This window comes from Actinomadura macra NBRC 14102 (assembly GCF_001552215.1).
GTDB lineage: Bacteria > Actinomycetota > Actinomycetes > Streptosporangiales > Streptosporangiaceae > Spirillospora > Spirillospora macra.
In genome coordinates this window covers 317,371-329,386 of record NZ_BCQT01000019.1, presented here as the reverse complement: position 1 = coordinate 329,386, position 12,016 = coordinate 317,371, and the positions used below count along the sequence as shown (strand labels likewise).

Genomic DNA, 12,016 nt, shown 5'->3' with positions numbered 1-12,016 from the left:
GGGTGCTCAGCGCAGCGGCGCGACCGGGCCGCCGGGGGCGGTCAGCCGGCCTTCCAGGACCTCACCGGCGATCGCGGAGACCTCGTCCTCGGGCAGGGCGCGGTAGCCGTCCTCGGTGACGACCGCGATGGTCGGGTAGATGCGTCGTGCCGGGTCGGGGCCGCCGGTGGCGGTGTCGTCGTCGGCGGCGTCGTAGAGGGCCTGGACGCAGACGGTGGCCGCGTCCCGGATCGACAGGTCGGGCCGGTAGAGCTTCTTCAGGGCACCCAGCGCGTACGGGGAGCCGGAGCCGTCGGCGTGGAAGCCGCGGGCCTCCTGCGGGGCGCCGGTGATGTCGTAGGTGTAGATCCGCCCGGTGTCGGCGCCCGCCTCGTAGCCGGCGAACAGCGGGACGACCGCGAGGCCCTGCAGCGCCTGCGCGAGGTTGGCCTGGATGACGGCGCCGAGGCGGCGGGCCTTGCCCGGCAGCGACAGCGGGACGGTCTCCATCTTCTCGTAGTGCTCCAGCTCGACCTGGAAGAGGCGCACCATCTCCAGGGCGAGCCCGACCGTGCCCGCGAACGCCACAGCCGAGTACTCGTCGCCGCGCTGGACCTTCTCCAGCTCCCGGTAGGCGATCCGGTTGCCCTGCGTGGCCCGGCGGTCCCCGGCCATCATGACCCCGCCCGGGAACGTCAGCGCCAGGACGGTCGTGCCGTGCGGCAGCTCGGGAAGGGTCCCGGCGTCCGGCACCCGGTTGACGGGCAGCAGGTCGGGGGAGTGGACGCGCAGGAAGTCGACGAACGACGCCGACCCCGCCTCGAAGAACTCGGGCGGGATTCCCTGGTCCTCGGTCCGGCCGGCCACGGCGGCTCCTCTCCGTTCGACGATCGTCCCCACCGATCCTTGCACGACGCCGAGGGCGGTCGCGACCCGGCGGCGCGCCACGGGTCAGACCTCGGGCGCCTCGGGCGGGTCCTTCTGGCTCCGGGTGGCACCTGCACACGCCACGATCACGCAGCCGATCGCGAACCATTGGCGTCCGTTGAGGACCTCCCCGAGGATCGTCACACCGACCAGCGCGGCGACGGCGGGCTCCATGCTCATCAGGATGCCGAAGACGCGGGCGGGCATCCGCCGCAGCGCCTCCAGCTCCAGCGAGTAGGGGATCACCGAGGACAGCAGGCCGACGCCGACGCCGATCAGCAGCAGCTTCGGGTCGAGCAGGGCGGCGCCGCCGGACGCGACGCCCAGCGGCAGGACCGCGACCGTCCCGACGACGCTGGCCAGGGCGAGCCCGGTGGAGCCGGAGAACCGCCGGCCGGTGGCGGCGGTGAGCAGGATGTAGGCGGCCCAGCACCCCCCGGCCAGCAGCGCGAACCCGATGCCCACGAGGTCGATGTCCCCGCCGCCCTTGGCCAGCAGGACCACGCCCGCGCCCGCGAGCGCGGCCCAGAGGAGGTCGCGCGGACGTCGGGACGCGACGATGGCGACCATCAGCGGCCCGAGGAACTCGACGGTCACCGCCACCCCGAGCGGGATGCGGGAGAACGACTGGTAGATCGAGAAGTTCATGAGCGCCAGCGCCAGCCCGAATCCGGCCGCGACGGCCAGGCTGGAGCGGGAGTGATCGCGCAGCACCGTCCGCAGCGCCTTGCGGGCCAGGAACGCCAGCACGATCGCCGAGGTGAGCAACCGTATCGTCACGACGGCGCTCGGCGGCATCCGGTCGAACAGGTGCTTGGCCAGGCCCGCCCCGACCTGGACGGAGATGATACCGACCAGGATCAGCGCGGGCGGCGGCACCGAGCCGAGCGACAGCGTCCGGCCGCGTCCGGCCGCCCGGGCCGCGCTGCCGAAGGACGGGCCGGGCGCCTCAGCGAGTGCCACCGATCACTCCCATTCGAAGAACCGGGCCGCCAGGGCGAGCCCCGCGACGGCCCATGCGGCCAGGACCAGGAGCGGCTTGCCGGGGAATGCGGCGCCGTCCTGCAGGACTTGCCGCAGACCGTCCGCCAGCGCCGCGACGGGCAGCAGCTCCAGCACGTTCCGTACCCCGCCCGGGAACTTCTCCAGCGGGAACACCACACCGCCCACGGCCAGCAGCAGGATGTAGACGAGGTTGGCGGCGGCGAGGGTGGCCTCGGCACGCAGCGTCCCGGCCATGAGCAGCCCGAACCCGCTGAACGCGGCGGTGCCCACCAGGATCAGCGCGAGCGCCGACACCGGGTCGCCGTGCGGGTGCCAGCCCAGCGCCAGTGCGACCGCGCAGATCACCGCGGCCTGGAGCGCCTCGACCGCCACGACGGTGAGGGTCTTGGCGGCGATGAGCCCACCGCGCGGCAGCGGCGTCGCGCCGAGTCGCTTGAGCACGCCGTACCGCCGCTCGAAGCCCGTTCCGATCGCCTGCCCGGTGAACGCGGTGGACATCACCGCCAGCGCGAGGATCCCGGGGGCGAGGAAGTCGATGCGGCGGCCGGCGCCGAGATCCAGCAGGGACGTGGCGCTGAACAGCGTGAGCAGCACCACGGGGATGATCAGCGTCAGGAGGAGTTGCTCGCCGTTGCGCAGCAGTGTCCGGAGCTCGTAGCCGGCCTGTGACAGCACCATCCGCGACAGCGGGGCGGAGCCCGGCGCCGGAGTGAGGTCCAGCGGGACCGCCGGGGCGCCGGCGCGGCGCGGTGTCGTGGCGGTCATGAGCGCAGCTCCCGTCCGGTCAGCTCCAGGAAGACGTCCTCCAGCGTGCGGCGTTCGATCCGCAGGTCCTCGGTCAGGACGCCGTGCGAGGCGCACCAGGCGGTGACGGTGGCCAGCAGTTCGGGCCGCACGTCCGCCTCGATCATGTAGTGCCCGGCGGGTGACTCCTTGGCGGCGCTTCCGGCGGGCAGGGCCGCCAGCAGCTCCTCCAACCCGAGCCCGGGACGGGCGCGGAAGCGCAGTTGCCGCTCGGCGCCGGTGAGGTCGGCCGGGGCGCCCTCGGCCACGACCCTGCCGTGATCGACGATGACCACCCGGTCGGCGAGGCGTTCGGCCTCCTCCATGTTGTGCGTGCTGAGCACCACCGACACGCCCGCGGCGCGCAGGGCCTCGATGAGCTCCCAGGCGGCGTGCCTGGCCTGCGGGTCGAGCCCGGTGGTGGGCTCGTCGAGGAACACCAGCTCGGGCCGCCCCACCACGGCGACCGCCAGGGAGAGCCGCTGCTGCTGGCCGCCCGACAGCCGCCGGAACGGGGTGCGGGCGTGCTCGGTGAGGCCGAGCCGCGCGAGCAGCGCGTCCTGGTCGAGGGGCGAGGAATGGAACGAGGCGACGAGCCGGAGGAACTCGGCGGCGCGCGCTGTGCCCGGCACGCCGCCCGACTGCGGCATCACGCCGACCCGCGGCCTGAGCGCCCGCGCGTCGGCGGCCGGGTCCAGGCCGAGTACGCGGACGGTCCCGGCGTCGGCGCGGCGGAAGCCCTCGCAGATCTCGATCGTGGTGGTCTTGCCGGCCCCGTTGGGCCCGAGCAGCGCGGTGACGGCGCCCCGGGCGGCGCTGAGCGACAGGCCGTCCACGGCCGTCACCGTGCCGTAGCGCTTGACGAGCGAGTGCAGCTCGAGCGCGCCGTCTGCGGGGGGTGTCATGCAGATGAGTTTAGGTCTGGGTCTGGGCTGTCCCGCGCCGGTACCGCCGCCGGCGCGTTTCCGACGCCCGGGCGCCGGGTAGCTCACCGCCCGTACGGGTCGTACGCCATGGGGCTCGTCCCCCCGAACATCATGAGGCGCACCAGGGACGGAGACGGGGCCATGGCCTACAACCTGCGGGGTCGCAGCTATCTCAGGGAGCTGGACCTCTCCCCGCGGGAGTTCGGGTTCCTGCTCGACCTCGCGGCCGAACTGAAGGCGGCCAGATACGGCGGGACGGAGCAGCCGCGCCTCACCGGCAGGAACGTCGCGCTGATCTTCGAGAAGACGTCCACCCGTACCCGCTGCGCCTTCGAGGTCGCCGCGCACGACCAGGGCGCCCACGTCAGCTACCTCGACCCGGGCCACTCCCAGATCGGGCACAAGGAGTCGATGAAGGACACCGCCCGGGTGCTCGGCCGGATGTACGACGGCATCGGCTACCGCGGGTCCCGGCAGCGGCTCGCCGAGGAGTTGGCCGATCACTCCGGGGTGCCGGTGTGGAACGGCCTGACCGACGACTGGCACCCCACGCAGATGCTCGCCGACATGCTCACCATGCGCGAGCACAGCGACAAACCGCTGCGTGAGGTCACCTACGCCTACCTGGGCGACGCCCGTTCCAACATGGGGCGCTCCTACATGGTGACCGGGGCGCTGCTGGGAATGGACGTCCGGATCGTCGCGCCACGGGCCCTCTGGCCGGACGAGGACCTGGTCGTCAAGCCCGCCAGGGAGGCTGCGGCCGGCACCGGCGCCGAGATCACCCTCGTGGAGGACGTCACGGAGGGCGTCCGCGGAGCCGACTTCGTCCTCACCGATACCTGGCTGTCCATGGGCGAGCCCAAGGAACTGTGGGACGAGCGGATCGCGCTGCTCAGGCCGTACCAGGTGAACACCGGGGTTCTGAAGGCGACGGGCAACCCGTGGGTGAGGTTCATGCATTGCCTTCCCTCGTTCCACAACCGGGAGACGGCGGTGGGGGAGGAGATCTTCCAGAGGACCGGCCTGGACGCGCTCGAGGTCACCGACGAGGTCTTCGAGTCGGGAGCCTCGATCGTCTTCGACGAGGCCGAGAACCGGATGCACACGATCAAGGCGGTCATGGTCGCGACGCTCGGCTGAGCGGGGAGGGCGGGAAGGGATGCGCGTACTGGTCGCGCTCGGTGGGAACGCGCTGGTCAAGCGGGGGGACACGCCCGACGCCGATCTCCAGCGGGCCAACGTCATGAAGGCCGTACGCGCGCTCGCACCGCTCGCGGAGCGGCACGAGCTGATCGTCACGCACGGCAACGGACCGCAGGTCGGGGTCCTGTCCCTGGAGAGCGTCAACGACCCCGAGCTGACCAGGCCCTACCCGCTGGACACCATCGGCGCCGAGACCCAGGGCATGATCGGCTACTGGATGCTCCAGGCACTGCAGAACGCGCTGCCCGGCCGCCAGGTCGTCGCGATGATCAACCAGACGCTCGTCTCGGCGGTCGACCCGGCCTTCGCGAATCCCACCAAGTTCGTCGGCCAGGTGTACCCGCGGGACGAGGCGGAGCGCCTCGCCGAGAAGTACGGCTGGACGATCGCACAGGACGGGGACAGCTGGCGCCGCGTGGTGCCCTCGCCGCAGCCGCAGCGGGTGATCGAGACCCGGCTGATCAGGCAGCTCGTCCGCAGCGGGGCGGTCGTGGTCTGCGCGGGCGGCGGCGGGATCCCGGTGTTCCGCAACGACGTCGGGCAGCTGGAGGGCGTCGAGGCGGTGATCGACAAGGACCTCACCGCGTCCGTCCTTGCCGAGACCCTGGAGGCGGACGCGCTGCTGATCCTCACCGACGTGCCGAGGGTGATGCGCGGTTTCGGCACGCCCCAGCAGGAGGAGATCGGCCACACCACGCCGTACGAGCTGCGCGACGAGAAGTTCCCCGCCGGGTCGATGGGTCCGAAGGTCGAGGCCGCGGCGGGGTTCGTCGAGCGGACGGGTGACATGGCCGCGATCGGGATGCTCGACCAGTGCGTCCAGATCCTCGAAGGGACGGCCGGGACGATCGTCACACCGAACGCGACCTGGCCGTTGGCCAGCACGCTGTGACCGCCACGACGGGGGAGGGGCCCGGGCCCGGCGTCCTGCGGGGCCTGTTCCGGACGAAGTCCGTCGACCGGATCGTCGCCGAGGGCGGGCACGGAGAGGGCGGCGAGCTCCGGCGGACGATGAGCCTGCTACAGCTCACGCTGTTCAGCGTCGGTGCGACGCTCGGAACCGGCATCTTCGTCGTGCTGGGGGAGGCGGTGCCGAAGGCGGGTCCCGCCGTCGTGCTGGCGTTCGTCCTCGCGGCGGTCACCGCCCTGTTCTCCGCCCTCTCCTACGCCGAGCTGGCCGGGACGATCCCGGTGTCCGGGTCGTCCTACTCCTACGCCTACGCCACGCTCGGCGAGTTGGTGGCGTGGGTGTGCGGCTGGTGCCTGCTGCTGGAGTACGCCGTCTCGGTGTCGGCGGTCGCGGTCGGTTGGGGCTCCTACCTCAACGAGTTCTTCGGCAGCGCGCTCCACTTCACGATGCCCGCCGCGATCAGCAACTCCCCGGGTGAGGACGGCGGGATCGTCAACCTCCCCGCCGTGGTCGTGGTCCTGATCGCCACGTTCCTGCTGCTGCGTGGCACGTCCGAGAGCGCCACCGCCAACACGATCATGGTGTTCCTCAAGATCGGGGTGCTGGTGTTCTTCTGCGTGGTGGCCTTCACCGCGTTCGAGGGCGGGAACCTCACCCCGTTCGCGCCGATGGGCTGGGCCGGGATCAGCGCCGCCGGATCCAAGGTGTTCTTCTCCTACATCGGCTTCGACGCCGCCTCCACCGCGGGTGAGGAGGCCCGCAACCCCCGCCGTGACCTGCCGCTCGCCATCGTCCTGTCGCTGGCCATCGTGACCACCGTCTACGTGCTGGTGGGGCTCGCGGCCGTCGGCGCGATGCACTGGGAGCAGTTCGAGCTGAGCGGTTCCGAGGCGTCCCTCGCGCGGGTGCTGGACGAGGCGACCGGGCGGTCGTGGCCGTCCATGATCCTTTCTCTGGGCGCCGTGATCGCCATCGCCAGCGTCGTCCTCACCGTCATGTACGGGCAGACCCGCATCCTGTTCGCCATGTCGCGCGACGGCCTGGTGCCGGACGTGTTCCAGAAGGTCAGCCCCAGGCGCGCCGTCCCCGTCGCCAACACCCTCATCGTGGCGACCTTCATCTCCGTGCTGGCCGCGCTCATCCCGCTCGGCCGGCTCGTGGACGCCACCAGCATCGGGACCCTGTTCGCGTTCGCACTGGTCAGCGTGGGCGTCATCGTCCTGCGCCGGACCAGGCCCGAGCTGCCTCGCAGCTTCCGTACCCCGCTCTACCCGCTCACCCCGCTGCTCGGCGTCGGGTTCTGCGTGTACCTGATGGTCGGCCTCGGCGGGGTGACCTGGCTCGTGTTCCTGCTGTGGACGCTCGTCGGGCTGGCCGCCTACTTCCTGTACGGGCGCCGCCACTCGCGGCTCGCGACGGGCGCCGGGCCGACCGGCACCGGGAAGGACTCGCGTGAGTGATCCGGACGGCATGAGCGTCCTCGTCGGCTACTCGCCCGACGAGCGCGGCGAGGACGCGCTGGCCCTGGCCGCGCTCGTGCTCCGGGCCGGCGGCGGGCCGCTGACCGTGGCCAACGTCCATCCGCCGGGCTGGCGCACGCGCGGCCCCGGCTCCGTGGACGCCGAGTGGGTCGCCTACCTCAAGGAGCGGTCGGACGTCGCGCTCGCCCGAGCGGCCGAGCGACTCGACGAACTGGAGGTGCCTCGGGACCGCGTGACGCTGCGGGTGCGGGCACACCGGGGCAGCGGGCGCGGCCTCATCGATGTCGCCGAGGACGTCGGCGCCGGCCTCGTGGTGATCGGCTCCGCGCCGCGTGGTCGGCGCGGCCGGATCGCGATCGGCAGTACCGCCGATCAACTGCTGCACGGCTCGCCCGTGCCCGTGCTGCTGGCGCCGCGCGGGTACGCCGCGGAGGCACCACCGCGGTTCGAGCGGCTGACCGTCGCCTACTGGCACGCCTACTGGCGCCGCCAGGACGCGGGCGGCCCGCTCGCCGCGGCGGCCGGGATCGCGGAGCGGCTGGGATTGCCGGTGCGGCTTGTCACGCTGGTGCTGAGGCCGCCGGGCCTCGCGGCCCGGCTCCCGCACGCCGATGACCTGATGGCCCGGCAGCTCGCGCAGGCGGAGGAGGACCTCGCGCAGGCCGCCGCCCTGTTCGCGGACGGGGCGGACGTGGAGACCGAAACGGCTGCCGGGACCGGCATCGCCACGACCCTCGCCGGCCTGGACCTGGTGCCCGGCGAGGTGCTCGCCTGCCTGTCCAGCCACGACGGGCCTCTCCGCACGGTCTTTCTCGGCGAGGGTTCCGGCAAGATCGTCCGCGCGGCGCGGTGCCCGGTGCTGGTCCTGCCGCGCGGAGCGGCCCTGCCCCCGGCCCGGCCGCCCGTTCCGCCGCAGGGTCACGCCGTCCCTGGCGATCGTACAAATTAGGTAAGGCTTACCTGCGTGAGGCAAGACATCGGCATTCCGCTGTTTCAATGGAAGGAATTACGGCACACTGATGTTGTGAAAAACGTGAGCGAGGGACAGAGGAGCACCGAGGCCGCCACCGCGCGGCCTGTCGGCGTGCCGTCATCCCCTGCTCACGGCGGGACTGGGGGGCCGGCGAGCGCTGGTATCCCACCGGGTACGGCGCTGTCGGGCCCGGCCCTGTCAGGCGCCAACGCCGAGCGCGACACCCGCGCCCGCGTCGCCCGCTTGATCCTGGAGCACGGCCCGGTCACCGCCTCCACCCTAGGGGAACGCGTCGGCCTCACGCCCGCCGCGGTCCGCAGGCATCTGGACGCGCTGCTGGCCGAGGGCATGATCGAGGTTCGCCGGGCCAGGCCCACGCAGACCCGGCGCGGCCGGGGCAGGCCCGCCAAGTGGTTCGCCATCACCGACGCCGGGCGCAGCGCGTTCGTGCACGCCTACGACGACCTCGCCACCAGTGCCCTGCGCTTCCTCGCCGAGACGGCCGGTGACCACGCGGTCGCCGAGTTCGCGCGGCGGCAGATCGCCGACCTTGAGCGGCGCTACCGCCCCGTCGTGCAGGCGGCCCCGCCGCATCAGCGGGTCCGCACGCTCGCCGAGGCGCTGTCGGGCGACGGCTACGCGGCCGCGGCCGCCAAGGCGCCGCAGGGCTCCGGCGAGCAGCTCTGCCAGCACCACTGCCCGGTCGCGCACGTCGCCGCGGAGTTCCCGCAGCTGTGCGAGGCCGAGACCGAGGCGTTCAGCAGGCTGCTGGGCACACCGGTCCAGCGGCTGGCCACCATCGCCCACGGCGACGGCATCTGTACCACCCACGTCAGCTCCCGGTCGCTGTGCGGGCCGGGCGCGGGAGGCGTCGCCCCGCGGGGGGACGCGGGGGATCGGTCCCCCGAAACGACATTGAACACTGACGAGGAGTCCGGGAGGACACCCCTATGACTACGGCAGCCCACCCCGAGCTGGAGGGGCTCGACAGGTACAAGTTCGGCTGGGCCGACTCCGACGCCGCCGGCGCATCCGCCCGGCGCGGCCTGAACGAGGATGTCGTCCGCGACATCTCAGGCAAGAAGGGCGAGCCGGACTGGATGCTCGACCTGCGTCTCAAGGGGCTGCGGCTGTTCGACAAGAAGCCGATGCCCACCTGGGGCTCGGACCTGTCGGCGATCGAGTTCGACAACATCAAGTACTTCGTCCGCTCCACCGAGAAGCAGGCGGCGTCCTGGGAGGACCTCCCCGAGGACATCAAGAACACCTACGACAAGCTCGGCATCCCCGAGGCGGAGAAGCAGCGCCTCATCGCCGGCGTCGCGGCCCAGTACGAGTCCGAGGTCGTCTACCACAAGATCCGTGAGGACCTTGAGGAGAAGGGCGTCATCTTCCTCGACACCGACACCGGCCTGAAGGAGCACCCGGAGATCTTCCAGGAGTACTTCGGCTCGGTGATCCCGGTCGGCGACAACAAGTTCGCCGCGCTGAACACCGCCGTCTGGTCGGGCGGCTCGTTCATCTACGTCCCGCCGGGCGTGCACGTGGAGATCCCGCTCCAGGCCTACTTCCGGATCAACACCGAGAACATGGGCCAGTTCGAGCGGACGCTGATCATCGCCGACGAGGGCTCCTACGTCCACTACGTCGAGGGCTGTACCGCCCCGATCTACAAGTCGGACTCGCTGCACTCGGCCGTGGTGGAGATCATCGTGAAGAAGGACGCCCGCGTCCGCTACACGACGATCCAGAACTGGTCGAACAACGTCTACAACCTGGTGACCAAGCGCGCCGTCGCCTACGAGGGCGCCACCATGGAGTGGGTCGACGGCAACATCGGCTCCAAGGTCACCATGAAGTACCCGGCGATCTACCTGCTGGGCGAGCACGCCAAGGGCGAGACCCTGTCGATCGCGTTCGCCGGCGAGGACCAGCACCAGGACGCCGGCGCCAAGATGGTGCACGCCGCGCCCAACACCTCCTCCAGCATCGTCTCCAAGTCGGTGGCGCGGGGCGGCGGCCGCACGTCCTACCGGGGCCTGGTGCAGATTCAGGAGGGCGCCGAACGCAGCAAGTCCACCGTCAAGTGCGACGCGCTGCTGGTCGACCAGATCAGCCGGTCCGACACCTACCCCTACGTGGACGTCCGCGAGGACGACGTGGAGATGGGTCACGAGGCCACCGTCTCCAAGGTGTCGGAGGACCAGCTGTTCTACCTGATGAGCCGCGGCCTCACCGAGGACGAGGCGATGGCGATGATCGTGCGCGGGTTCGTCGAGCCGATCGCGCGCGAGCTGCCGATGGAGTACGCCCTGGAGCTGAACCGGCTCATCGAGCTGCAGATGGAAGGAGCCGTCGGCTGATGGGGCTCGACACCGGCCCTCTGTCGACGCTGCACAAGAAGGCGTCGTACGAGGTGGGCGATTTTGATGTGCCCACGGGACGCGAGGAGGAGTGGCGGTTCACCCCGCTGCGCCGCCTGCGCGGGCTGCACAACGGTACCGCCGACGGGCACGGCAAGATCCTGCTGGAGGTCGAGGCGGCGCCCGAGGTGACCGTCGAGACGGTCGGCCGCGACGACCTGCGTCTCGGCCGGGCCTACGTGCCCGCCGACCGCGTCAGCGCGCAGGCGTGGACGTCGTTCGCGCACGCCACCGTCGTGACCGTCCCGAAAGAGGCCGTCGCCTCGGCGCCGACCGTCCTGCGGCTGCGCGGCGAGGACGCCTCGTCCGCCGCCTACGGGCACACCACCGTGATCCTGGAGCCGTTCGCCGAGGCCACCGTCGTGTTCGCGCACCGCGGCTCGGCGACCTACGCCGACAACGTCGAGTTCGTCGTCGGTGACGGCGCCCGGCTCTCGGTGATCAGCCTGCAGGACTGGGCCGACGACAGCGTCCACGTCTCGCACCAGCACGCCCGGCTCGGCCGCGACGCCCGGTTCGTCTCGCACAACATCACGCTCGGCGGCGACCTCGTGCGGCTCTCCCCGTCCGTCTCCTACGACGCGCCCGGCGGCAACGCCGAACTGTACGGGGTGTACTTCGCCGACGGCGGCCAGCACCTGGAGCACCGCCTCCTGGTCGACCACGCGGTGGCGAACTGCCGCAGCCGCGTGGACTACCGGGGAGCGCTCCAGGAGCAGGACGCGCACGCCGTCTGGATCGGCGACGTGATCATCCGGGCGGAGGCCGAGGGCACCGACACCTACGAGCTGAACCGCAACCTCGTCCTCACCGACGGGACCCGCGTCGACTCGGTGCCGAACCTGGAGATCCTCACCGGCGAGGTGACCGGCGCGGGGCACGCCTCGGCGTCCGGCCGGCTCGACGACGAGCACCTGTTCTACCTCCAGGCCCGCGGCATCACCTTCGACGAGGCGCGCCGCATGGTGGTGCGCGGCTTCCTCGGCCAGCTCATCGAGCGCATCGAGGTCACCGAGGTGCGCGAGAAGGTCCGCGACGCCATCGAGGCGGAGCTCGACCGGGGGGTCTCCCGATGACCTACGTCCGGGTGTGCCCGTTCGCCGACGTCCCCGCCGACGGCGCCCTCGGCACCGAGATCGAGGGGACGCCGGTCGCGATCGTCCGCAGCGGCGAGGACCTGTTCGCGCTGAACGACATCTGCTCGCACGCCGAGGTCTCCCTCTCCGAGGGCGAGATCTACAACGGCACCATCGAGTGCTGGCTGCACGGGTCCTGCTTCGATCTGCGCACCGGCAAGCCCACCAACCCGCCGGCCACGCAGCCGGTCGCCATCTACAAGGTCAAGGTCGAGGACGGCGACGTCTACGTCTCGCTCGGCTCCGACGACTAAGGAATAGCAAGCA

At 71.7% G+C, this 12,016-nt stretch carries 12 protein-coding genes; 8 read left to right on the top strand and 4 right to left on the bottom strand.

The window, feature by feature from the left end:
- Positions 1-6: 6 nt before the first annotated feature.
- The 4 genes from prcB to AMA02S_RS31195 form a co-directional block, all read right to left on the bottom strand.
- Positions 7-846, bottom strand: a complete 840-nt coding sequence (gene prcB / locus AMA02S_RS31210) for a proteasome subunit beta (protein ID WP_067465713.1) — start codon at positions 844-846, stop codon at positions 7-9.
- 84 nt (positions 847-930) lie between these two features.
- A complete protein-coding gene (locus tag AMA02S_RS31205; RefSeq protein ID WP_067465371.1) occupies positions 931-1,869 on the bottom strand; it encodes an EamA family transporter in 939 nt (312 codons plus the stop codon).
- Between the two features lie 3 nt (positions 1,870-1,872).
- Positions 1,873-2,676: an ABC transporter permease gene (locus AMA02S_RS31200; protein ID WP_067465368.1), complete on the bottom strand. Its 804-nt coding sequence runs from the start codon at positions 2,674-2,676 to the stop codon at positions 1,873-1,875.
- Positions 2,673-3,599, bottom strand: a complete 927-nt coding sequence (locus AMA02S_RS31195) for an ABC transporter ATP-binding protein (protein WP_067465366.1) — start codon at positions 3,597-3,599, stop codon at positions 2,673-2,675. The genes AMA02S_RS31200 and AMA02S_RS31195 overlap by 4 nt, the downstream gene beginning before the upstream one ends.
- A 162-nt stretch (positions 3,600-3,761) precedes the next feature.
- On the opposite strand from AMA02S_RS31195, the gene argF reads away from it, so the two are divergent.
- The 8 genes from argF (at position 3,762) to AMA02S_RS31155 (ending at position 12,003) form a co-directional block, all read left to right on the top strand.
- Positions 3,762-4,763 (top strand): ornithine carbamoyltransferase, encoded by a 1,002-nt coding sequence (gene argF / locus AMA02S_RS31190; RefSeq protein ID WP_067465363.1) that lies wholly within the window; start codon positions 3,762-3,764, stop codon positions 4,761-4,763.
- Positions 4,764-4,782: 19 nt separating this feature from the next.
- Complete coding sequence (gene arcC / locus AMA02S_RS31185) at positions 4,783-5,718, top strand: carbamate kinase (RefSeq protein ID WP_067465360.1); 936 nt, start codon at positions 4,783-4,785, stop codon at positions 5,716-5,718.
- Complete coding sequence (locus AMA02S_RS31180) at positions 5,715-7,196, top strand: amino acid permease (RefSeq protein ID WP_218005170.1); 1,482 nt, start codon at positions 5,715-5,717, stop codon at positions 7,194-7,196. The genes arcC and AMA02S_RS31180 overlap by 4 nt, the downstream gene beginning before the upstream one ends.
- Positions 7,189-8,166 carry a universal stress protein gene (locus tag AMA02S_RS31175; protein WP_084265769.1) on the top strand — a complete coding sequence of 326 codons (978 nt, stop codon included), beginning with the start codon at positions 7,189-7,191 and terminating at the stop codon, positions 8,164-8,166. Before AMA02S_RS31180 ends, AMA02S_RS31175 begins: the two co-directional genes overlap by 8 nt.
- Positions 8,167-8,370: 204 nt before the next feature.
- On the top strand, positions 8,371-9,144 hold the full coding sequence (locus AMA02S_RS31170; protein WP_439951617.1) for a helix-turn-helix transcriptional regulator: 774 nt from the start codon (positions 8,371-8,373) through the stop codon (positions 9,142-9,144).
- Positions 9,141-10,553 (top strand): Fe-S cluster assembly protein SufB, encoded by a 1,413-nt coding sequence (sufB, locus tag AMA02S_RS31165; RefSeq protein WP_067465357.1) that lies wholly within the window; start codon positions 9,141-9,143, stop codon positions 10,551-10,553. The genes AMA02S_RS31170 and sufB overlap by 4 nt, the downstream gene beginning before the upstream one ends.
- Complete coding sequence (gene sufD, locus AMA02S_RS31160; protein ID WP_067465354.1) at positions 10,553-11,689, top strand: Fe-S cluster assembly protein SufD; 1,137 nt, start codon at positions 10,553-10,555, stop codon at positions 11,687-11,689. Before sufB ends, sufD begins: the two co-directional genes overlap by 1 nt.
- Positions 11,686-12,003 carry a non-heme iron oxygenase ferredoxin subunit gene (locus AMA02S_RS31155; protein WP_067465351.1) on the top strand — a complete coding sequence of 106 codons (318 nt, stop codon included), beginning with the start codon at positions 11,686-11,688 and terminating at the stop codon, positions 12,001-12,003. The genes sufD and AMA02S_RS31155 overlap by 4 nt, the downstream gene beginning before the upstream one ends.
- The last annotated feature ends 13 nt before the right edge of the window (positions 12,004-12,016 follow it).